Here is a 21427-nt window from a genome sequence, read left to right as displayed (position 1 = left end):
TTCATGATGCGCCGCAGACCCGGCTGGCCGACCACCAAGCAGGACAGCAGCGAATCCGTGTTGGGCGTGTTCGTCAGCATCCGAACGGCATCGAACTGTTCACAGGACAGCAGGCGGGCTTCACCCAAGACCAAAACCCCCGCCCGCCAACGGCCACCCGCCGCCAGCCTGCCCACCACCCGCCGCGGTCCGCGGTCCGCCCGCCACGGTCCGCCCGCCACGGTCCGCCTCACGCGGTGGAATCCAGCCCCCCCTGCCGAGTACAAAGACCGCCACCACCACCCCCCCGCCCGCTACCCCGCAGCAAGCGGACCCGGCACCCAACACCCAGACACCCACCCGACAGACCCGACAGGCGCGACAGGCGCGACAGGCGCGACAGGCGCGACAGGCGCGACAGGCGCGACAGGCGCGACAGGCGCGACAGGCGCGACAGGCGCGACAGAAGGAAGGTCTCTCAGGCCGACCACCGGTACTCGTCCGCCGCAGCACCACCACGCGCCAGCTCACCGGCAGGAACCAACCCAAGCCGCAAAGCATGCGCAACCGCCTGCGTCCGGCTATGCACCCCGAACTTGTCAAAAATATGACTCACATACGTCTTCACCGTCTGCTGCCCGATCCGCAACTCACGCGCAATCTCCTTGTTCGCCTTCCCACGCGCCAGCATCAACAACACCTCCGACTCACGCCCCGTCAACCGCTCCGGCCGCATCGCCGCCGTCGCCTGATCCACCAGACGCGCCACCACAGCACTGGACACATACGTCCGCCCAGCCGCCGCCGCCTTCACCGCATGCCGCAACTCATCAGCCTCCGTACTCTCCAACAAAAAACCCGTCGCACCCGCCCTCACCGCCGCCATCACCCCCGAACCATCAAGCTCACTCGTCAACGCCACCACCCGCACCTCAGGCAACTCCCGCCGAAGCTGCTCCGTCGCCTCAATACCATCCATCACCGGCATCATCAGATCCAACAACACCACATCCGGACTCAACTCCCGAGCCAGCCGCACAGCCTCCCGCCCATTCGTCGTCACACCCGCCACCACAATGTCCTCATCAACACCAAGAAAATCCCGCAGACCCTGCCGCACCACCGCGTGACCCTCCGCAATCAACACATGAACAGCCACAGCCCAACTCCGTCAACGAGGCACCGACCCCACCACACCCACCCCCACCCCACAACGCAACGCAACACATACACGACATACCAGAAACCCCCCGGCGGCCCCCGCACATTCCACACCCAACAACGAAAACCCACCCCCACCACACCCACAACCCCACCCACACCACACCACCGCATGCAGCCGCGACGGCATGCCGGCACCAAGATAGCCACCACCGGAAACGGCCACCCCCCACAACCAGCCACCAGACGCCCACCGAACCGCCCACACCACACACTCACACGCCCCACAAGCGGCTCACACCACGGTAGAACCAACAACACAAGCCCACCCGCCGCCCACCCACCCAACGCATCACTAAACCAATGAGTCCCCAAATAGACCGTAGTCAGACCCACCACCCCGGCCACCACCACCGCCACCACCACCGCCACCCGGCGATGACGCGACGCAAGATAGGCGAACGTCCCCCAGATCACGACACTGTTCGCCGTATGCCCAGACGGGAAAACATCCCCACCCCGGAAAAGCTCACCCGACCCGATGACATCCGCACGCCCCGGCCCCACACGCCCCGTCCCCAGCTTGACCGCACCCACACTCACGTTCAGCAACACCAACGCCATCAGAAAAACCAGCAACGGACGCAGCTCCCGGCCCCGCCAGGAACGCCACCCCAACCACGCCAACGCCGCCACCGTCATCGGCCCCCGCTGCCCCGCAACCACAACAAGACCCAACACCCCCATCAGCTGCGGGCACTCCCGCCACGGCCGCCACATCGCCACCCGCCAGTCCAACCCCACCAACCACGACCCCGTCAACACCCCCACAAACACCGCCACATACACCCCCACCACCAAGGCCACCACAACCACCCGACTGCCGCCCGGCAACCACCGCAACCCGCCAGACACACAACCACCCCGCGCAGCCGTCACCAGCCTTTTAGTCAGCCCTGCCCACCACCCCGTGGACAGCCCTGCCCACCCCGGCCCAAAACCCGTCACACCCACGACACACCCCCAACCCCCAGCCACCAACAACACACCCACACCAGCCAGGGCACCGACACCCTCAGACAGCCCCGGGCGCGCACGCTCTCACCCCAGCACCGGGCACGACACCAGGCGTGGCGCCGGGCGTGACACCGCGAACAGCAAACAGAAAGCGATCACTGGGACGGCGTTGTCGTCCACGGCCCGGCGCGGCGACTGCGCTTCCGCGGCCCGGGCGGGGCCGCCTCGATGTCGCCGGGCCGGTGGCCGGACGGCTGCGGCGTCAAGGGTCCACTCCATCCGGCGGCCTCGTCCTGTACCTCCAGTAGGCCGTCGGTGAGCAGGGTCGTGCCGAAGGTACGCAGCCGGGCCAGGGCGATCTCGTTCGGGATCTCCTGACGAGCCAGCGCGTTCTTGATCTCCTGGCAGACGGCCGCTTCCAGGCCACAGCGGCGGCACTCCTCCACGTGCACGGCGATCCGGCGGGCGGTGAGTTCGTCGGCCTCGCCGTCCAGACAGGACTGGAGATGGCGGGCCACCTCCCTGCAACTGGTGCGCCGGCGAGAAGCCCCGCCCTGGTACCCGATCACAGCATCCTCCTCTTCGGCGCCAGCCCGGCCGCCACTAACTGGGTCCTTATGCGCTTACGCGCACGGTGCAGCCGACTCATCACAGTCCCCTCCGGCACGCCGAGCACCTCGGCAGCCTCCGCGTAGCTCAGCCCGCCGATATCCACCAGCCGCACGACCTGCCGGTGCTTCTCGGGCAGGTCGGCCAGCGCGGCGCCGACCACCTCGTCGAAGTCCTCGCCGACCACCACCTCCTCCGGAGAGGCCACCGCGCTGTCCCAGGAGAGCCGGTCCAGATCGGCGTCCGGGTCGTCCAGCAGATGGGGCCTGCGACGCCGGTGCCGGTTGATCTCCGCCCGGCGCATGATGGTCAGCAGCCAGGCGCGCGGATGCTCCCCGTCAAACCGGTCGATCGCCTTGTAGGCACGCAGGAGCGTGTCCTGCACCAGATCCTCGGCGTCGGCGGGCTGCGCGGTCAGCGTCATCGCCACCCGCAGCAGCACCTCCACCTCAGGCAGCACGAACTCCGCGAACGCCTTGTCCCGCACCTCCGGTGGCTGCGGCGCTGTCTCTTCCACGCCCAGGGAAACCCGCCCTGCTACTGGGGCATTCCACCAATTGGCGACTGGAGCGGCGAAACACCCCATATCACTCTCTGTTATAGGTTTCTGGTGCATGAGGAGAGATTGTGCCCCAGACCCCGGCGACTGTGCGCGGACGGGCAGCTCACTGCGGCCCGCCGTGCGCGGGTCACCGGACGTGAGCCGCTACTGAACGTGCAGTGGGGAACTGCTGATCCTGGGGCTGATCAAGGCCTCGATGCACGGCGGGCCCCGGTGTCGCCGGCCGAGCGGCAGACACCGCGCTTCGTCGCCCGCCTCAGCGACGCTGCCCCCAGGAGAGCGGATCCATGACGGCTCGTGCACGGCCTCCGCCGCAGCACCACGCAGGCGCCCTCAAAGCGGTGTTCTCCGTCGACCACCTCGCCGGTCTCGGTGCGTACCTCACTGTCGCCGCACAAGCCGCGTTCCCACGCGGCCCGCAGAATCCGTTTCCTGACAGGCTCTGTGTTCATCACTCACGGCAGCGATGTGGCGCTCCTCGTGCCCGAGATCGTCCTTGGTGAGAGCGAAAGAGATCCGCAAGCGGCAGCACTGACAACAGCCCCGGCGCAAAACCCGGCGCCCGTCCGTCGAACATCTCCCTTGCGGCGCTTGTTCGGTCAGGGGCCGATACACACCTCCTCGGCGGGTCAGGCCGTCGCCGCAGTGCACAGGTAGAGCTGCTCGGGCCGGCCGGGCACCCGTGCGCAGTGGTCCCGTACCCACGCCACGTCGGCGTGGGCCGCCGGGGTGTCGGGGCCGCCGAGCAGGACGTAGCGCAGTTGACCGGTCGTCACCAGGTGGCGTAGCCCGGCGGGGGTGGGGCTCGGCGCCATGCCGGTGAAGCCGCCCATCGGGAGCACCTCGGCGCCCGCGTACAGGATGAACGGCGAGGCCGTGCGCCAGCTCGTGGTCGCGAACAGGAACCTGGCCCCGTTGCGGTGGGCTCCGGTATACGCGAGCAGGCTCCGCTCCAGCGTGTCGAGCGCCTTGGGTTCGCCGGCGCCCGCGACGGTCAGCCGCGCGTTCGCCGGGTGGCCGGGGCCGGGCCACGCACCGGTGTGCCGGCCGCTCCGGTGCCCGTCAGGGGCGCTCATGGCCTCGGCCACGTGGTGCTGCGCGGGCTGCGTGTGGTGCGGGCGGACCGGTCCGGCCGCGCCCATGCCCGAATGCGCGTACGCCGGGTTCAAGACCGACGACGCCCATACGGCGGGCGGCAGCAGCATCGCCGCCAGCCCCGCCCCGAGCCCCAGCACCGCCACCCGTCGCTGTGCCCGGTCGGCACCCTTGCGGGACAGGCCCAGCAGTGTCAGCGCCGCCGCCCCGAGAGCGAGAGCCACCGGTGCCAGGAACGGTACGAACGACGGGTAGCGCTGCGCGCAGAGGGCGGACCAGACCGCCGTGGACGCGACCGCCGTCGGCAGTGCCCACGCCCGTCGCGCATCCCCGGTGCGCCAGGCACGCCAGAACTGCACCGTTCCGGCGCCGAACAGGGCGGCGATCGGTACGGCCACGATGCCCATGTAGTAGATGTGCGCACCGACCGCTCCGGCGCTGAACACCATGAAGAACGTCGCCAGCCACACGCCCCACATGAGGAAGCCCGCCCGCAGCAGATCCGTGCGCGGCCTGCGACGCCGCCAGAGCACACCGCACACCGCCGACAGGGCGACCGCCGGATACAGCCAGCCGACCTGTGAGGACAGCGATTTGCCGAACATCTTCGCCCACTCCCGGGCGGTCTGGCCCTTGCCGTCGGATGGCGACGGCTTGGCCCCGGCCATGACCGACGTGGGGACACTGCCGGTCTGCTCGGCACTGACGCCGAGCGAGGAGAAACGGTTGAGGAAGTTGTAGCCCACCACCTGGCTGATCGCCGAGTTGTCGGTCGTGCCGTCCACGTACGGACGGTCCTTGGCCGGTGTCACCGTCACCAGCAGCACCCAGGACAGCGACACCGCCACACACATCACGCCCGCCACCGCCAGATGCCCAAGCCGGCGCCGCAACACCGTCGGAGCCGCCACCAGATAGAGCACAGCGAGTGCCGGGAGCACCGCCCACGCCTCCAGCATCTTCGCCTGGAACCCCAGGCCCACCCATACGCCGGCCAGCACGAGCGACCGCAACCGGGCCTCGCGCGCCGCCCGCAGCGCGGCGTCACCGGCCAGCAGCAGACAGAGCGTGAACACCGGATCCTCCACCTCGGTGCGGAACAGCCCGGCGATCACCGGCGTGAGAGTGAAGGCGCCCGCAGCGAGCAGCCCCGCGTTCACCCCCGCCCACCGCCGCACCGCGCGATACAGCACCGCCACACTCAGCACGCCCTCGATCACCTGCGGCAGCGTGATCGCCCACGGACGGAATCCGAAGATCCGCACGGACAACGCCTGCGGCCACATGAAACCCGGCAGTTTGTCGACAGAGATCGAGCCACCGGGATCGAACGAACCGAACACAAACCCCTTCCAGCTCAAGCTCATGCTCCGCACGGTCTCGGAGTAGAACGAGTGGAACGGAGCGCCGCGCAGGTCCCACGCGAACAGCACGGCCGCCAGAGCGAGGATGGCCGCCAGTACGGGCCGCGCGTACACCGGCCGCCCACCGCCCGGGGATTGCCAAGGCCCTGAACCGGGCACCACCATTCGCCAACGGGCACGCTCCTGGGGCGGAGCGGGCATCGCGGACACATCAGTACGGGCCATGTGCGACAAATCCTTTCCAGCTTGCTTCAACCCGCAAGATGGCCACAACGCCTCAAAAGATCCCGCAGAACGGACTGTTCGACTCAGCGTCGCCAACCGCTCCCACCCCATTCACCAGAAAGCCACACCCAGCCACAGCCGGCTCCGGGCAGGCACGTGACGGCACGGATCGGCATGCACCCGCCTCGGACAGCTCCGCAACGAGGGCGACGCGCTGCTCCTGCATGCTGCTGAAGGCAGGGCCCGGCACCGCGTCGCCACATGGGCTCGTAATGCTTGGCGCCGAAAAGCTTCTATGAAGGCATCTGAGACTCATACACGGAATGCACTGCGCGGCGGCGTGACCCGGTGGGGATCGCGGCCCTGTCGTGAGTGATGGCCGCCGGAATGTTCACGCCGTCGCGCACGAGGTCAAAGAGCGCCCCCCCGGCGACCTTTCCGGGCGGCTGCCTTGATGATCTCGGCGGCCCGGCCCGCAGGTGAAGGGCAGTAGCCGGGTGCCTCAGCTCGCGATGTCAGCGGTCGATCGGGAGCACGCGGTCCAGGCCGGTCTCGCGCAGGATCTGACGAACCGTCTCGTCCAGGCTGCTGGCCGCGTCGATGACGGTCTCCATGGCGTCGGGCAACAGGTCCTTCTCCCGGTACCAGTCGCGCAGGTGGTCCTCGGTGACATGCGCCAGGTACTCGGCGTCGGGTTTCGTCGCGTGCCGAAGCACCGTCTGCGTGTAGGGCACGTGGAGGTAGTAGCAGCGGGTGACGCCCCGGTGGGCGCGCACCAGGTCCTGCAGCATCGTTCCGTAGCGATCGGCGTACAGGATGCCCTCCACGACGACGTGGAAGCCGTTGTCCAAGGCGTAGCGGGCCGTCAGGTCGATCAGGCCGATGTTCGCGCCGCCGGGCCGGTCATGTTCGCGCAACACGATCCGGCGCAGATTGTCCTGGCCGACGATCGCGAGGTTGCGGCCGAACCTCTCGCGCAACCCGGCGGCGACGGACGACTTCCCGAGGCACTGTTGCCGCGGATCACCACCAGCCGCGTGTCTGCGCTTCCCACCGCGCCCGGCACGGTCTCAGTCACGCGTCGTCCGCACCACACTCACCCGGGTCTCGTGGAAGTGGTCCCAGTTCATGACCAGGCGGAAGCGCTGATGCGTCTCCAGCCGTTCCGCGTCGGCCTGCTGCTGTCCTCGCTGTACCTGGGCGTCACCGGCCTCGACGAGTTCCGCGACGGCGATGCGGACGTCGTCGGCGTCCTGGCCGGTGGCAGTCGCCAGGCGGTCCAGGGAGGTGAGCACCTCTTGTGGTTCACCCAGATCATCGACCAGATGCTTGGTGAGTTCGTTGACGAGTGCGCCGGTGCGCGTCGACCACCGGATCCGGTCGAGCCGTTTGGTCAGGTCGGCGTCCAGAGGCAGCAGTTCACCGGGCAGCGGCAGCGCGGCGGGCATGGACCATCGGGTGCCCTCCGACGTCTCCTCACGGTGCGCCAGGCCCCACGTCAGGTAGAGCTCGGACAGGTCCCGCACGGTCGTGGGCACCGGGAAGCCGGCAGCCGTGAGCATGGCCCCGAACGCCTCCCAGCGGTTCGCCTCGGACGCTTCGCGTCCCTCCGGCGCCTCGGTGTAGTCCCATTCCTCGTCGGGCCACGAGAACGAGAGCGCGCCGTCGAGATCGCCGCCGATCATGTCCCAGTGGCCTTCGAAGACCTCTTGCAGGAGGTCGTCCAGAGAGCCGGTGAAGTCGGGCTGGCTGGCGGTTCCGATCAGCATGGTCAGCGGGAAGCCCTGGCGGGGCAGGACGTGGTCCCAGCCCGAAGTCCACCAGTCGTTGTGCATCGCCATGTCCCTGCGCGGCGCGGGCACGGACGGGTTGTCAGTCATCTGGTCAACTCTTCCTCGAAGACGGCCGAACACTCGCAGCGTACGCAGTGTTACGCACCGTGGTACGAGGATCCGGATGGCCGAACCGTGCTCTCGGCCCGGTCTCTCCGGTCATCTTCATCGAACGGTGCGCACCGCCGTGACGGTGAATCGTTCGACCTCGGCGATGTGCCCGCCGGTGGACGCGACGACCGTGAGCACCCGGTCGCGGGCGCGGGCGAAGGACACCCGCTCTTTCCAGGGCTGGTGGTCACCACCTGCCGCGACACAGCAGGCGGTGCCCAGCGGCGCCGCGGAGGACGGCTGGCGCACCTGTACGCGGATGTTCTCGTCGACGCCGGTAATCCGCCCGCCGGTCAGCAGCGGGGAGTGCGCGATCGAGCCGTATCGGGGCCTGGTCAGGGAGAACGTCGTGTCGTTGGTGCCCACGACCTCCCACGGAGCGTCGCGGTCGGTGCCGAACCGCACGAGGTGGATGACCGCCGCGGTGCCCTTGACGCCGTGTGGGCTGCTGAGTCCGACGCCGATGCGGGCGTCCCGGCCGCTGACGGTGTGCGAGGAGACGCGGCCGATGCCCTGGAAGCCCAGGTAGCCCTGGGTGAAGGAAAGGGCGGTCTGATCGGGATCGAGATGCCAGGGCTGGTGGCCGCCGGAGTGGAACTCGCGCTCCCACGCCCGGGCTTGGGCGAGTGTGCTGAAGGGCCACATCGGCTGGAGGCGGCGAGAGCCGAGCGGCGGTGCGCTGTCGCGGGGCGCCGCCGTGGTCGGCGCCTGCGTGCCCGACACGAGGAACACCGAGGGGCTCGACGTGACGGAGACGGTGGTCGACCGCGGCGGCGAGGACGTACCCGGAGCGGCGGACGGCGATCCCGACGAGTGAGAGAGTCCGCTGGAACTCCCGCAGGCGGTGAGTGCGAGGCCGGTCGCAGCCGTTGCAGCGAAGATTCGGAAGTGGAGCCGGACGTTCATGGCTGCCCCAGAAAACATGCATCGACGGTCGATACAGCTTGTACAAATATCGTGCCACCAGTCCGGTTCAGCCGCTCAACGTCTGCGCGCCGGACAGAGTTCGGCCGGCACTCGGTGCCCGTCCGACGGCGTGTGCCGCGGCCGGATTGTTGGTTAGGGTGACAAGTGGGGACTCGGGCGGTGGTAGTCGGTGGTGGGGGTGAATCGGATGCGACGGGGGATCGCCTTGGAGCATGTGAGCGGCCGGTCGGCGCCCGCGGTGCTGCCGCCCTCGCTGCGCCCGCGGCTGGTGCTGATCGCGGCGCTCGCCGCGCTGATCGTGGTCGCGCTCGGGGTCTTGTACGCCGGCCACGGCAGGCCCGGCACGGTGGACCGGTGGATCATCCCGCCGACGGCGGACAGTGTGCGGCCGCCGTGGCGGCGCGTCGCTCTGGCCATGGACTTCTTGGGGGAACCTGCCGGAGCGACGATGCTGGTCGGGGCCATCATGACGGGCTGTCTGCTGCTTCGGCGTCCTCGCGCCGCGGCGTTCGTCGTTGCCGGGCTCGGCGTGGCCGTAGGGACCGCGACGCTGCTCAAATCCCTGGTGGGGCGCACCATCCACGGCGACGGCAACCTGTCCTATCCGAGCGGGCACACCGCCTTCGCCACGGCGCTCGCCCTCGTGATGGCGCTGTTCGTGACTGGGCGGTTCGGCCTCGGCAGGACGGCCGGCACGTTGCTCGTACTCGCGGCGGCACTGGTTGCCGGAGCCGCCATGGGCTGGGCGGAGGTCGCCCTGGGCGCGCACTATCCGACCGATGCCCTCGGGGGCTGGTGCACCGCGCTGGCGGTGATCCCGCCGACCGCGTGGCTGGTCGACCGGATGGTCGACGCCGGTCGGCGGGAGCATCGCTGACGTCACGTCAGGTCAGGTCAGGTCAGGTCACGCGGCGGAATACGGGCTTCACCGGCCGCCCGGCCAGCCAGGTGGTGGGGTCGGCGGAGTCCAGTGCCTTCCGGTACACCGCGCATGCCTGGGCCACCACGTCGACGGTGTGATCGATGTCGGTGTCGCTGAGCGCGCTGCTCACCACGAACGACGGGGCGAGCACTCCACCGGCGAGGAGCCGGCGCAGGAACAGGGTGCGGTACTCCTGAGACGGCTGTCGGTTCTCGTCGAGGGTGGCGAAGACCAGGTTGCTGGCCCGGCCCCGGACGACGAGGTGGTCCCCGACACCCATGCTCGCCGCGGCGTCGCGGACACCGGCGGCGAGGCGCTCGCCGAGGGCGTGCAGCCGCGCGGTGACGCCCTCCTCGACGTAGGTGGTCTGCACGGCCATCGCGGCGGCCAGGGAGTGCGTCTCCGCACCGTGTGTGGTGGACAGCAGGAACACCCTGTCGCCGGGGTGACGCAGCCCGCCCCGCTCCATCAGCTCGCGGCGCCCGGCAAGGGCGGATACGGCGAACCCGTTGCCCAGCGCCTTGCCGAACGTGGACAGGTCGGGGACGACGCCGTACAGGCCCTGAGCGCCCGATTCGGACCAGCGGAGGCCCGTGATCATCTCATCGAAGATCAGTACGCAGCCGTGCCGGTCGGCCAGTTCGCGGAGGCCTTTGAGGTACCCGGGCGGCGGCTCGGTGTGGGTGGCGGGTTCGAGGATCAGGCACGCGACCTCGTCCTGGTACCGGGTCAGCAGCTCCTCCGTGGCGGCCAGGTCCCCGTAGGGGAACGCCACGGTGAGTTCGGTGGTCGCCTGCGGAATGCCGGTGGACATCGGCGTGGTGCCGATGAACCAGTCGTCGACGGAGAAGAACGGATGGTCGCCGCAGATCGCCACCCGCGGGCGCCCGGTGACGGCGCGGGCGAGGCGCACCGCGGCGGTGGTGACGTCGGAGCCGTTCTTCGCGAACTTCACCATCTCGGCGGTCGGCACCGTGGCCAGGAAACGTTCCGCGGCCTCGACCTCCACGATGGACGGCCGGACGAAGTTGCTGCCGCGGTCCAGTTCCCGGCGCACCGCTTCGAGCACGCGCGGGTGCGCGTGCCCGAGGCTGACCGAGCGCAGGCCGGACCCGTACTCGATGTAGCGGTTGCCGTCGATGTCCCACACGTGGGCTCCGTGGCCGTGGCTGATGACCGGGGCCAGGTGCTCGGGGTACTGGTCGTCGCCCTTGGCGTACGTGTGTGCGCCCCCGGGGATCACGGCGTGCAGCCGCTCGTTCGCCAGGCGCGACCGGGGCAGGATGAACTCTCCGCTGTCTTCGGAGTCCACGCCGATGTCTTCGGAGTCCACGCCGACCTCAACTCTCTTTCCGCTGAAGAACCTTGGCTAGGTTCGGCGCCTCCCGGTCCCGCCGGGACATGGACCGGGCCGGCAGCGGCCAGGGAATGGCGAGCTCCGGGTCGTCGAAGGCGATCGTCACGTCCTCGGCCGGATCGTGCGGGCGGTCGATCCGGTACGAGGTGTCAGCGGATTCGGTCAGCGCCTGGAAGCCGTGTGCGCACCCGGCCGGGATGTACAGGGTCGTCTGGGTCTCGCCGGACAGCTCGAAGAAGGCGCGGCCCAGGTAGGTCGGCGAGTCCGCCCGCAGGTCCACGACGACGTCGAAGATCCTCCCGTACGAGCACCGCACCAGCTTGGCCTCGCCGGCGCCGGAGCGCAGGTGCAGGCCGCGCAGCACGCCCCGGACCGAGCGGGACACGCTGTCCTGGACGAAGGCGTGCGGGTCGAGGCCCACCGAGCGGATCACGTCGGCGTCGAAGGTGCGGCAGAAGAAGCCACGCTCGTCCGCGTACGGGGTCGGCTCGAAGAGGAACGCGCCCGCGATCTCGGGTACTTCGATGGCCTTCATGGGGTCTCCTGCCGGGCGTGGGCTCGCTTGTGGTCGGTCGTCGGGAACAGGGCCGCAGTCAACTCGGCGAATTGGTCCTCGAGTTGCCGGGCGGCGGCGAGGTTTCGCTCGGCGAGGGTCCGCCGCAGCTGCGCCGAGTGCTTCTCCAACGCGCGGAACTGCTCGATCAGCCGGTCGGCGTCGACCTCGGAAGCCGGGTGACAGTACGCGGCGAGGCCCATCCGGTCCATGAGCGCGTCGCTCTTCGCCGCGTAGCAGAGTGCGAGCGTCGGCGTGCCTGCCTTCAGTGCGCAGATCAGGTTGTGGTAGCGGACGGCCACCACGGCGTCGGCACGCGCCGTCTCCTTCATCAGGTCGGCCAGTGAGGACAGTTCGGCAGCGGTGAGCAGCGGTGAGCGCACCGCGTCCAGGATCGTGGCGACCACCGACGCGTCGCAGGTGTCGCCGGTGAGCAGCCGGACCGGCCTGTCCTCGTCGACCAGCGTGCGCACGAACCGGATCGTCCCGTCGAGGTAGAGCCGGTGGATCTCCTCGGCCCGGGCGCGGTCGTCGTTGCTGCCGTGGAAGTCCATGACGCCGACGCAGACCGTGCCCGGCGAGCCGGAGGGGGCGCCCGTGTCCGGCGTCGGCAGGGAGAACGCGAGGTCCGGGTAGACCTCGTCGCGCGCGGTGTCCACGCCCATCTCCCGCATCGCGTCGCGGGACCGGGCGTCCCGGTACGACCGGTACGCGGCCCACCGCGCCGACCAGCGCACCAGGGCTCGGGTCGGCCGGCTGCCGATCGCGGAGGCACCGACGCCGACCAGCGCGACCCGGGTGCGTAGCAGCCGGCCGGACGCGCAGAGCAGGAACAGGGAGTACGGGAAGCCCCACGGCCGCAGGGGCAGCGTGGCCTCCAGGACGCCCATGCCCGGCACGATCACCACGTCGTGCCGGCGCACCCAGGCGGCGGTGCGGAAGACATCGACGAGTTTGCCCAGCCCCTTCGCTGCGATCGCGCCCGTCCGCGACGCGGTGCGGTACTCCCCGCGGTACCAGTGCAGCCGCGTCGCGGGGATCCCGAACCGGGCCGTGACGGACTCGGGCCCGCCGCACAACGCGTCCACGACGGCCTCCGGGTGATCGGTGCGGAGGTACCCGAGCAGGGCCTCGAGCGACCCGTCGTTGCCGAGGTTGCCCGAGCCGAGCAGGCCGAACACCCCGATGCGTACAGTGGTCACGCCTGCCCGCCCTCACGGCCGGCGACGAGGGCGTCGACGGAGACGGTGAGCTCGGCCGGGTCGACCGGGGCGCGGTCCTCGACCCGCTCGCCGGCGCCCGGCCGGACCCGGCTTGTCATCCACGCGGCCAGGTGGCGGTGGCACGCGCGCCGGTCGGCCGCGGACAGCGGGGCCCGCCGGATCGCCGAGGCGAAACCCCAGACGTACTCGGCGAGCAGCCGGGGCGTCGGGTGCAGCGGGCCGGCCCGGCGCGGGTCCAGGTTGACACAGCGGGCGCGCTTGCCCGGGTTCGCCCGCTCGGCGCGGGTGGGGTGGTCGCGGCGGAAGTACAGCAGCTCGGGGACCTGGTGGAAGCGCCCGTGTAGGGCGATCTCGGCGACGAACGTGCGGTCCGCGTGGTGGTAGCTGTCCAGCGGCTTCACCCGGCGCAGCGCGTCGGCCCGGATCACTCCGTAGAAGTCGTCACCGCCGGGTTCGAACAGCATGCTGCGGAAGCGTTCCGGCGGGTGCGGTGAGTCGGTGGCGAGCGTGTACGCGTAGGGGACCTTCACCTGGCCGTCGCCGTCGATGACCGCCTGGTCGGCGTGCGCGAGGATCACGTCCGGCCGCTCGTCGAGCGCCTGGACGCAGCGCCGCAGCAGATCGCGGGCGTAGAGGTCGTCGTGCGAGGCCCACTTGAACAGCTCGCCGCGGCACTGGGTGAACACGTAGTTGTGGTTCGGCGTGGCGCCGACGTTCCGGGGCAGCCGGAGGTAGCGGATGCGCGGGTCCTGCGCGGCGTACTTGCGGCAGATGTCCTCGGTCCCGTCGGTCGAGGCGTTGTCGGAGACGACCAGCTCGAAGTCCTCGTAGGTCTGGCCGAGCAGGGCGTCGAGCGATTCCGCCAGGTACTCCTCGCCGTTGTACACGGGCAGGCCGATGCTCAGCCTGGGTTGGGCGGTCATGAGGTCCTCACTTCGGGGATGGTGTTCTGGTGGTGCTCGCGCAGGGCGGACCGCAGCTGCAGCCACCACACGGCGGAGCTGCCGACGGTCGCGGTGGCGACGCCCCACGCCGAGCCGACCGTGCCGGCGAGGGCCGCGCCGCCGAGCCCGCCGCCGACGTAACAGGCGGAGGCGAACAGCTGGCAGCGCAGGCTGCGCCGGGCCGCGCCGAGCGCGCGCAGTCCGGCCGCCGCCCCGGTGCCGAGGCCGGCGCCCGTGACGCTGAGGGTGACCGGGACGATGAGCTGCGTGGCGGAGTCCCAGACCCCGCCGAGCACCAACTCGCCTAGCCGCTCCGGCATCAGCTTCAGCGCCGCGCCCCAGAGCAGCGCGGCGCCGGCCTGCCCGCCGCCCAGGACGAGGCAGAACGTGCCGAGGCGGTGCGGGGCCTGGCGCAGCACTCGTGCCGCCTCCGGGACGGTGACCAGCGACAGCCCCATCAGCACGGCGAGGAACGGGCCGAGCAGGAGCTCGGCGCCCCGTACCGCACCCACCGCGCCGACGCCGACGATCGCGCCGAGCCCGTACGCCCGCAGCTGGCTCGCGCCGCTGAGGCTGACGTTCTCGACCAGGTACCGGTAGCCGAGATCGCGCTGCTCGCGCAGCCATCCCCGCGCCCCGGTCAGCCGCGGCCGGATGCCGGACTGGAAGCAGCCGTACGCGGCGGCCACCGCGGCGGACGCGCCCCAGGCGAGCACGAAAGCGGCCACGGTGTCCACGTGGGCCGCCGCGACCATGGCCGGGACGAGCGCGACGCCCCACACGAGGTCGTTGACGAACGCTTTCTGCCCGGTGCCGGCGGCGAAGAACGCGAACCGCCAGGCGTCCTGCAGCAGCAGTCCCGGCAGCATGACGCCGAGGCAGGCGAACGCGGGCCCCAGGCGGCCTCCGAGGGCGAGGCCGGCGACCAGGCACGCCGCGCCGATGGCCACGCCGACGCCGAGCGCGGTCCCCGACGACCGGGCCACGGCCCCGCGCCAGGACGCGTCCGGCACGCCGCTGAAGCGCACCACGAGCGGGTCGGTGGCAAGGCCCCGGGAGACGTTGAGCACCACGCCGTAGGTCACCCAGGCCAGGCTGAACACGCCGAACGCGGTCAGTCCCAGCGAGCGGGCCACGTAGATCCCCACCACGAAGTTGCTCAGGCTGGAGGCCGCCTGGTCGGCCAGTCCCCAGGACAGCCGGCCGACGAGGGCCCGTTTGGCGCTCCGCCGGGCGTGGTCGGGCCGGTCCGCCGGCGTCGTCGTCTTCTCCCCCTCGGTGGTCATCGGCTCATGCCTTGATCAGTTCGGCGGCGCCCAGGGCGTCGGCCGCGGAGGCGACGGTGTCGAACGGCAGCCCGGACCGCTCGGCGACGTCCAGCAGACTGTGCTCGCCGTCGGCGAGACTGAGCACCCAGAGCATGGCCATTTGGGCCTGCTGGGTGTCGCTGCGGCCGCCGAGCGCGTCGTACAACCCGCGTCGGCCCAGCTGTGGTTCGCCGTAGGGGCTGAGGTTGACGTACCGCCGGTTGCGGTCCAGGACGGCGAACGCCTCGCGGCAGACGGCGAGTGTGTCCGCCATCGCTTCCGGGGAGACGAAGTCCGGGTTGTCGGCCGAGGTGTGGTACTCGGGATATCCGGCGTACGGGGTCCGGCTGAGCGAGCCCACGCCGAGATCGAACCCGGGCGAGCAGTACTGCCGCTCGTCGTAGCCGTACGGGGTGAACTCGGTGACGTGGTGCGGGCGTTCGGAGGCGGTCAGCACGTGTCGCAGCACCCGGTCGATCTCCGCGTCGCCGCGTCTGCTCTGTTTGTAGGTGAGCCGGCCCGGGTCGCCGGCGCAGGCCAGCACAAGGCCGTGCTTGACCCGGTCGATCCGCCCGGCGTTGCGGGCCAGCCAGGTGATCGCCCCGATGGTGCCGGGCGCGTAGATGAACCGGTAGGTGTAGTAAGGGGTTTGCTCCGCCAGCGCCCGGGCCAGGAACGTCGCCACCGCGATGCCGGCTAGGTTGTCGTTGGCCAGCGACGGGTGGCAGACGTGGCAGGAGACGATCACCTCGTCGGGGACCTGGCCGGGGATCACGTGCTCGGCGTAGGTGAGGTGGCCGTCCGTGAGTGTGGAGTCGATGCGGACCTCGTACTCGCCGTCCGGCATCGCGTCCAGGGTCTCCTGGGCCAGGCAGAATCCCCATTGCGGCTTGTAGTAACTGGTGCGGTACGGCACCCAGTTCGGGTGGTCCGGCAGCGTGTGCAGGTGTGCGCGCAGCTCGGCCAGCGGCATGGTCGCCGACACGGGCACGCTGTAGCCGAGCACGTGAAGGCTGGACGCGGCGAAGTCGACGACCCGCTTGCCCGCGCTGTCGGCGATGTACGCGTCCCGGATGTTCCACTCCTGCGGCACCGTCCAGTCGAGCACCTGTGTGCCGGTCGGCACCTCGTGCACCTGGAGCGGGACGTACTCTCCGACGATGTCCAGGGTGGCGCGCACACCATCCCCCGTGATGCTCCGGCACAGCGGGTACAGCCGCTCCACCAGTGCGTGCATCTCTTCGCCCGCCGTGGTCATCGGCGCCACCGCAGGGTGTCGTCGACGGCGCCGGCGTCGGATGCCGCGCGCAGCACGGCGAGGCGGGTGAAGCGGGCTTCGAAGTCCTCCCGCGTCAGCTTGTGTTTCCGGTAGGCGCCGGCGAGTTCGAGCGCGCCGTCCTTCACCGTCCACTCGCAGTCGAAGCCGGGGATCGCGGTGCGGAACCGGGAGAAGTCGACCCGGTACGAGCGGGGATCGGCGCCGTTCTCCCCGGTGATGTTCACCTTGGAACCGGGCACCGCCTCGGCGACCTGCGCGGCGATCTCGGCGACCGTGACGTTGTTGATCTCGCTGCCGATGTTGAACGCCCGGTCGTGCACCGCCTCCCGGGGTGCGGTCAACGCGGCCGTGAAGGCCCGTGCGATGTCGGCGGCGTGCACCAGGGGGCGCCAGGGGGTGCCGTCGGAGAGCACAAGCACCTCGCCGGACAACAGGGCGTGGCCCACCAGGTTGTTCAGCACGATGTCGGCGCGCAGCCGGGGCGAGTGGCCGAACGCGGTGGCGTTGCGCATGTACACCGGGGTGAAGTCGTCGTCGGCCAGGGCGTGCAGGTCGTCCTCGACCCGCACCTTGGACTCCGCGTACGGCGTCACCGGGCGCAGTGGGGCGTCCTCGGCCACCAGGTCGTCTCCCCCGGCGGCGCCGTACACCGAGCAGGTCGACGCGTACAGGAAGCGCCGCACGCCGGCGTCACGGGCCAGCCGGGCGAGCCGTACGGACGCGTGGTGGTTGATGTCGTAGGTCAGGTCCGGCGCCAGCGATCCCAGCGGGTCGTTGGACAGCGCGGCCAGGTGGATCACGGCGTCCACCCCGGCCACGTGTGCGGCCGTGATGTCGCGCAGGTCCACCCGCTCCCCCGGCGGGTCGGCGGGCGCCGGTCCGAGGACGCAGTCGGCGAACAGGCCGGCGTCGAGGCCGACGACCTCGTGCCCGGCGGCCGCGAGGACCGGGGCCATCACGGTGCCCAGGTAGCCCTGGTGTCCGGTCAGCAGTACGCGCATGGTTCAGTCCCCCAGGTCGAGAGTGCCCAGATTGAGTGTGACTTTGGTGACGGCGAACGCCTCGGCGTAGCGGGCGTGGCATTCGATGCCGCGGATCCGCGCGAGCCCGAGGAAAGCCTCCCGGTCGTACCAGGGCCGGTGGCGCTGCGAGGGGTAATGCTCCTGCAGCAGCCGCACCTTCTGTTCGGCGATCTCCGGCGAGAGCGGCTGGTACGCCGTCATACGGCCGAGGTCGCCGTCCCACTTGGCGATCTCGTAGCCGAGGACGAGGTGGTCGCGGAACGCGGTGGGTATCAGCTGGGCCAGGCCGCGGTGATCCTGGTGCGCGTCGTCGGTGCGCGGGGCGAGGATCAGCTCCGGGTCGGTCTCCCTGCGCAGTTCCTCGACCGCGGCCTTGGCCTCGTCCCAGTGCACCGGCATCCGGCCGTCGGGCAGTTTGAGCACGGTGAGGCGCAGGTCGGCTCCCGGGCAGAAGGCGGCGAGCGCGGCCCGCTCCTCCTGCTCCCGCTCGGTGCCTGCGCCCGAGAGCACCAGCGCGTCGACGCGGAGCCCCGGCCGTGCGAGGCACAGCGTGAGGAGAGTGCCGCCGGCGCCGATGGCGATGTCGTCGCAGTGCGCACCCACCGCAGCGATCCGGTTCAGCGGCCCGGCCCCGAGCCGGATCACGCGCCCACCCCGGCACTGTCCCGCTCCCACACGGCCCACGGGTGCTCGCCCCGCGCGTAGGCGGCGTCGAGGGCGGCCCGCTCCTTCACGGTGTCGGTCGGTTTCCAGAAGCCGCGGTGCTGGTGCGCCAACAGCCGTCCCTGCTTGGCGAGTCGGGCGCATCCGTCGGCGACCAGGTCCCCGTTCTCCGGTATGTGGTCGAAGATCTCCTGGCGGAGCACGAAGTAGCCGCCGTTCTCCCACAGCGGCAGTTCGCTCACCGCGGTGATGCCCCCCACCAGGCCGTCCTCGCCCAGGTCCACGCAGTGGAACGACGACTGCGGCGGCACCACCATCATCGACGCCCCGGCGTCGCGCCGGGCGAAGGAGTCGATCATCTGCGGCAGCGGGGCGTCGGTGAGCACGTCGGCGTAGTTGGCGAGGAACATCTCGTCACCGTCCAGGTGGTGGCGCACGCGGCGCAGCCGCTCCCCGATCGGCGACTCGACGCCGGTCTGCGCGAACGTGATCGTCCAGTCGGCGATGTCGGTGGAGAGGAGCTCGGTCCGCCCGCCCCGCAGCACGAAGTCGTTGGACGTCGTCTCCGCGTAGTTGAGGAAGAACTCCTTGATGTGGTGAGCCCCGTACCCGAGGCACAGAATGAACTCCGTGTGCCCGAAGTGCGCGTAGTAGCGCATGACGTGCCAGATCAGCGGCCGCGGCCCGACCATCGCCATCGGCTTGGGTACGTCGTCGGCGGCTCCGCTGCGCATCCGCATCCCGTAACCGCCGCAGAACAGGACGACCTTCATGCCTTCACCTCGATAATGCTCAGTTCCGGGATGGGAAAGACGAGCCGGCCGCCCCACTCATGCACGAAGGACAGCTGCTCGACGAGTTCGGCCCGCAGGTTCCACGGGAGGACGAGGACGTAGTCCGGCCGGTCCGCGGCGATCTGCTCGGGCGGCAGGATCGGGATGCGGGCGCCCGGGGTGAACCTGCCGTGCTTGTAGGGGTTGCGGTCGACGGTGTACGCGAGCAGGTCGGGCCGGATGCCGCAGTGGTTGAGCAGGGTGTTGCCCTTGCCGGGGGCGCCGTAGCCGACGACCGTCTCGCCGCGCTCGGCCGCCTCGATGAGGAACTTGAGGAGGTCCCGGCGCACCTTGGCCACCCGTGCGGAGAACTCGGCGTACCCGGACAACTCCTGCAGCCCGGCGGCCTTCTCCCGGTCGAGGACCTCGGCCACCCGGCGGCTCGGCTCGCCGGCCGCCTCGGCCGGCCGGGCCCACAGCCGGATCGAGCCGCCGTGCGTGGGCAGCAACTCGACGTCCACGAGCGCCAGTCCGCCGCTCGCGAGCGCCCGGATCGCGGACGCGACCGTGTAGTACTGGAAGTGCTCGTGGTAGATCGTGTCGTACTGGTTCTCCTCGATCAGGGTCAGCAGGTGCTGTACCTCGATGGAGACCCAGCCGTCGTCGGCGACCAGGGCGCGCAGCCCCTGGGTGAAGCCGACCACGTCGGGGATGTGCGCGTACACGTTGTTGGCCACGACCAGGTCGGCCGGGCCGTGCTCGGCGCGGACGGCCGAGCCGGTGTCCGGGCTCAGGAACTCCGTGAGCGTGGGCACACCCGCATCCCGTGCGGCGGCGCCGACGTTCACCGACGGCTCGATGCCCAGGCAGCGGATCCCCCGGTCCACCACGTGCTTCAGCAAGTACCCGTCGTTGCTCGCCACTTCGACCACGAAGGCCTCGGAGCCGTCGGAGTCATCGGAGCCATCGGTGCCGAGGCCCACCCTCTCTACGGCGTCGGCGACGAACGTGCGCGCGTGCTCCACCCAGGAGGTCGAGAACGAGGAGAAGTACGCGTACTCGCTGAACGTCTCCTCCGGCGTGATCAGCGGAGGAATCTGCGCGAGCCAGCACTCGGTGCAGACCCGCAGGTGCAGCGGGTACGCCGGTTCCGGTCGGTCGAGTTGGTCCGCGGCGAGAAAGCTCTCGCATGGCGGCGTCGCCCCGAGGTCGACGACGCTCGCCATCGCTTCCGAGCCGCAGAGTCGGCATCGTGTCATTTTCTGTCCCCATCCCCCCTGCTCACGGGGGTGTCCCCGCCGCGAGCCAGTGCTGACCGCCCCGCGATCGCGGTGCGGTACTCCTCCACCAGGCGCTCAAGGCCGACGGCCGGGCTGAAGCCCCGCTCGTATCGGCGCCTGGCCGCCCGGCCCATCTCCTGGCCCAGCGCCGGCCCGGCCGCGATCCGGCGTATGCAGGACGCGAGCGAGGCGCTCTCGCCGGGCTTGTGCAGCAGCCCGGTCACGCCGTCCTCGACGAGTTCGACGAAGGCGCCGTGGCCGGCGGCGACGGTCGGCACCCCGGCCGCCATCGCCTCCACGACCACCAGGCCGAACGCCTCCAGCCACGTCGAAGGAGCCACCACGGCGACCGACCGCGCTATGGCCTGCCGGCACTGAGCCGCGTCGTACAGGCCGACGTAGCGCACGTCGTCCCGGCCCGCCGCCCAGGCCGTCACCTCGCGCTCCAGCGGCCCCGCACCGGCGATGACGAGCGGCACGCCCACACCGCCGCCCGCGGCTATCTCGTCCCACGCGGCCATCAGCAGCCGCACGCCCTTGGCCTCCGCGAGCCGTCCGAGATAGAGCAGATGCTCGCCGTGGCCCTCGCGGCGGGCGCCCGGCTCCGGCACGAAGTTGTGCTTCACCGCAAGCCGCTCGGCCGGCATGCCGGCCCGCACCAGAAGGTCGCGCTGCGCCGCGGAGATGCAGAAGAACCGGTCCACGCCGGACCACCACCGCCGCCGGTTGACCGACAGGCTGACCGCGAGCGGCACCGTCGCGAGCCGGGAGTTCCGGTAGCAGCCGTGCCGGACGGCGGGCAGCGGCGCCGCCGGTCCGACGCACTCCGTGCACGGCCGGCCGCCTCGCTGCAGCGTGCCGGGCGGGCACACCTGGCCGTAGTTGTGCAGCGTGGCGACCGCGGGTACCCCGGCGTCGGCGCAGGCGGCGAGGACCGCGGGCGACAGGAGCGGGAAGACGTTGTGGATGTGGACGACGTCAGGGCGTGAGGTGCGCAGGCGGGCGGCGAGCTCCGAGCGGACCGCCGGGTTCCAGGGCACGAGAAGCGGCACCGCGGCCTTGGCGAGGAGGGACCGGGTGGCGATGTCGTCGCTGCGCCGCTCGAACACCTCGACGCGGTGGCCCGCGGCGCGCAGCAGCTCCACCTCCTGGTCGACGACCTTGTTCTCCCCGCTCGGCTGAGCCGAGGCGTAGCGGTTGTGCACCACGAGGACGTGCATGC

19 protein-coding genes and 1 pseudogene are annotated in these 21427 nt (G+C 70.7%); 1 reads left to right on the top strand and 19 read right to left on the bottom strand.

Annotated elements, in window-relative coordinates; translation table 11 throughout:
• Window positions 1-457: 457 nt before the first annotated feature.
• The 8 genes and pseudogenes from EOT10_RS40015 to EOT10_RS39980 form a co-directional block, all read right to left on the bottom strand.
• A complete protein-coding gene (locus tag EOT10_RS40015; protein WP_127832937.1) occupies window positions 458-1138 on the bottom strand; it encodes a response regulator in 681 nt (226 codons plus the stop codon).
• Window positions 1120-1842: a phosphatase PAP2 family protein gene (locus EOT10_RS40010; RefSeq protein ID WP_348539253.1), complete on the bottom strand. Its 723-nt coding sequence runs from the start codon at window positions 1840-1842 to the stop codon at window positions 1120-1122. The genes EOT10_RS40015 and EOT10_RS40010 overlap by 19 nt, the downstream gene beginning before the upstream one ends.
• A 470-nt stretch (window positions 1843-2312) precedes the next feature.
• Entirely contained in the window at window positions 2313-2726 is a 414-nt protein-coding gene (locus EOT10_RS42490) for a zf-HC2 domain-containing protein (RefSeq protein ID WP_223281513.1), read from the bottom strand.
• On the bottom strand, window positions 2723-3283 hold the full coding sequence (locus EOT10_RS40000; protein WP_223281512.1) for an RNA polymerase sigma factor: 561 nt from the start codon (window positions 3281-3283) through the stop codon (window positions 2723-2725). The genes EOT10_RS42490 and EOT10_RS40000 overlap by 4 nt, the downstream gene beginning before the upstream one ends.
• Window positions 3284-3957: 674 nt before the next feature.
• Window positions 3958-5901, bottom strand: a complete 1944-nt coding sequence (locus tag EOT10_RS39995) for an ArnT family glycosyltransferase (RefSeq protein ID WP_223281511.1) — start codon at window positions 5899-5901, stop codon at window positions 3958-3960.
• Between the two features lie 626 nt (window positions 5902-6527).
• Window positions 6528-7090, bottom strand: a pseudogene (locus tag EOT10_RS39990) (P-loop NTPase family protein).
• Window positions 7083-7892, bottom strand: coding sequence for a DUF6042 family protein (locus EOT10_RS39985; protein WP_127833284.1), 810 nt, complete (start codon window positions 7890-7892; stop codon window positions 7083-7085). The pseudogene EOT10_RS39990 and the gene EOT10_RS39985 overlap by 8 nt, the downstream one beginning before the upstream one ends.
• A gap of 117 nt (window positions 7893-8009) precedes the next feature.
• Window positions 8010-8678, bottom strand: coding sequence for a hypothetical protein (locus EOT10_RS39980; protein WP_223281510.1), 669 nt, complete (start codon window positions 8676-8678; stop codon window positions 8010-8012).
• A 418-nt stretch (window positions 8679-9096) separates the two neighbouring features.
• On the opposite strand from EOT10_RS39980, the gene EOT10_RS39975 reads away from it, so the two are divergent.
• A complete protein-coding gene (locus EOT10_RS39975) occupies window positions 9097-9759 on the top strand; it encodes a phosphatase PAP2 family protein (protein ID WP_127833287.1) in 663 nt (220 codons plus the stop codon).
• Between the two features lie 22 nt (window positions 9760-9781).
• Here EOT10_RS39975 and EOT10_RS39970 read toward each other — a convergent pair whose 3' ends face one another.
• From EOT10_RS39970 to EOT10_RS39920, 11 genes are read right to left on the bottom strand one after another with little or no spacing between them, the layout of a single operon-like run.
• Window positions 9782-11137: a glutamate-1-semialdehyde 2,1-aminomutase gene (locus tag EOT10_RS39970; protein ID WP_189492720.1), complete on the bottom strand. Its 1356-nt coding sequence runs from the start codon at window positions 11135-11137 to the stop codon at window positions 9782-9784.
• A gap of 7 nt (window positions 11138-11144) precedes the next feature.
• Window positions 11145-11696 carry a dTDP-4-dehydrorhamnose 3,5-epimerase family protein gene (locus EOT10_RS39965; RefSeq protein WP_127833283.1) on the bottom strand — a complete coding sequence of 184 codons (552 nt, stop codon included), beginning with the start codon at window positions 11694-11696 and terminating at the stop codon, window positions 11145-11147.
• Entirely contained in the window at window positions 11693-12916 is a 1224-nt protein-coding gene (locus EOT10_RS39960) for a polysaccharide pyruvyl transferase family protein (RefSeq protein ID WP_223281509.1), read from the bottom strand. Before EOT10_RS39960 ends, EOT10_RS39965 begins: the two co-directional genes overlap by 4 nt.
• On the bottom strand, window positions 12913-13860 hold the full coding sequence (locus EOT10_RS39955; protein ID WP_127833282.1) for a glycosyltransferase family 2 protein: 948 nt from the start codon (window positions 13858-13860) through the stop codon (window positions 12913-12915). The genes EOT10_RS39960 and EOT10_RS39955 overlap by 4 nt, the downstream gene beginning before the upstream one ends.
• Window positions 13857-15167, bottom strand: a complete 1311-nt coding sequence (locus EOT10_RS39950) for an MATE family efflux transporter (protein ID WP_127833281.1) — start codon at window positions 15165-15167, stop codon at window positions 13857-13859. Before EOT10_RS39950 ends, EOT10_RS39955 begins: the two co-directional genes overlap by 4 nt.
• A 4-nt stretch (window positions 15168-15171) precedes the next feature.
• Window positions 15172-16446 (bottom strand): DUF4910 domain-containing protein, encoded by a 1275-nt coding sequence (locus EOT10_RS39945; RefSeq protein ID WP_431313373.1) that lies wholly within the window; start codon window positions 16444-16446, stop codon window positions 15172-15174.
• Window positions 16443-17468 (bottom strand): NAD-dependent epimerase/dehydratase family protein, encoded by a 1026-nt coding sequence (locus EOT10_RS39940; protein WP_127833279.1) that lies wholly within the window; start codon window positions 17466-17468, stop codon window positions 16443-16445. The genes EOT10_RS39945 and EOT10_RS39940 overlap by 4 nt, the downstream gene beginning before the upstream one ends.
• A gap of 3 nt (window positions 17469-17471) precedes the next feature.
• Complete coding sequence (locus tag EOT10_RS39935; RefSeq protein WP_127833278.1) at window positions 17472-18134, bottom strand: PIG-L deacetylase family protein; 663 nt, start codon at window positions 18132-18134, stop codon at window positions 17472-17474.
• Complete coding sequence (locus tag EOT10_RS39930) at window positions 18131-18925, bottom strand: glycosyltransferase family protein (RefSeq protein WP_127833277.1); 795 nt, start codon at window positions 18923-18925, stop codon at window positions 18131-18133. The genes EOT10_RS39935 and EOT10_RS39930 overlap by 4 nt, the downstream gene beginning before the upstream one ends.
• Entirely contained in the window at window positions 18922-20184 is a 1263-nt protein-coding gene (locus EOT10_RS39925; RefSeq protein WP_127833276.1) for a class I SAM-dependent methyltransferase, read from the bottom strand. The genes EOT10_RS39930 and EOT10_RS39925 overlap by 4 nt, the downstream gene beginning before the upstream one ends.
• Window positions 20181-21425: a glycosyltransferase gene (locus tag EOT10_RS39920; protein WP_127833275.1), complete on the bottom strand. Its 1245-nt coding sequence runs from the start codon at window positions 21423-21425 to the stop codon at window positions 20181-20183. Before EOT10_RS39920 ends, EOT10_RS39925 begins: the two co-directional genes overlap by 4 nt.
• Window positions 21426-21427: the final 2 nt, after the last annotated feature.

Origin of the sequence: Streptomyces antnestii (assembly GCF_004005495.1) — a bacterium.
Lineage (GTDB): Bacteria > Actinomycetota > Actinomycetes > Streptomycetales > Streptomycetaceae > Streptomyces > Streptomyces antnestii.
Note: the sequence above shows the minus strand (reverse complement) of the source record. Positions and strands in the feature narration are given on the sequence as shown.

Bases quoted from the DNA above. Each gene is read 5' to 3' on its own strand.
- EOT10_RS39945 (WP_431313373.1), bottom strand. From the start codon at position 16,446: ATGACCACGGCGGGCGAAGAGATGCACGCACTGGTGGAGCGGCTGTAC.
- EOT10_RS39950 (WP_127833281.1), bottom strand. From the start codon at position 15,167: ATGACCACCGAGGGGGAGAAGACGACGACGCCGGCGGACCGGCCCGAC.
- EOT10_RS39930 (WP_127833277.1), bottom strand. From the start codon at position 18,925: ATGAAGGTCGTCCTGTTCTGCGGCGGTTACGGGATGCGGATGCGCAGC.
- EOT10_RS39985 (WP_127833284.1), bottom strand. From the start codon at position 7,892: ATGACTGACAACCCGTCCGTGCCCGCGCCGCGCAGGGACATGGCGATG.
- EOT10_RS39925 (WP_127833276.1), bottom strand. From the start codon at position 20,184: ATGACACGATGCCGACTCTGCGGCTCGGAAGCGATGGCGAGCGTCGTC.
- EOT10_RS39965 (WP_127833283.1), bottom strand. From the start codon at position 11,696: ATGAAGGCCATCGAAGTACCCGAGATCGCGGGCGCGTTCCTCTTCGAG.
- EOT10_RS40010 (WP_348539253.1), bottom strand. From the start codon at position 1,842: ATGACGGTGGCGGCGTTGGCGTGGTTGGGGTGGCGTTCCTGGCGGGGC.
- EOT10_RS39955 (WP_127833282.1), bottom strand. From the start codon at position 13,860: ATGACCGCCCAACCCAGGCTGAGCATCGGCCTGCCCGTGTACAACGGC.
- EOT10_RS39920 (WP_127833275.1), bottom strand. From the start codon at position 21,425: ATGCACGTCCTCGTGGTGCACAACCGCTACGCCTCGGCTCAGCCGAGC.
- EOT10_RS39940 (WP_127833279.1), bottom strand. From the start codon at position 17,468: ATGCGCGTACTGCTGACCGGACACCAGGGCTACCTGGGCACCGTGATG.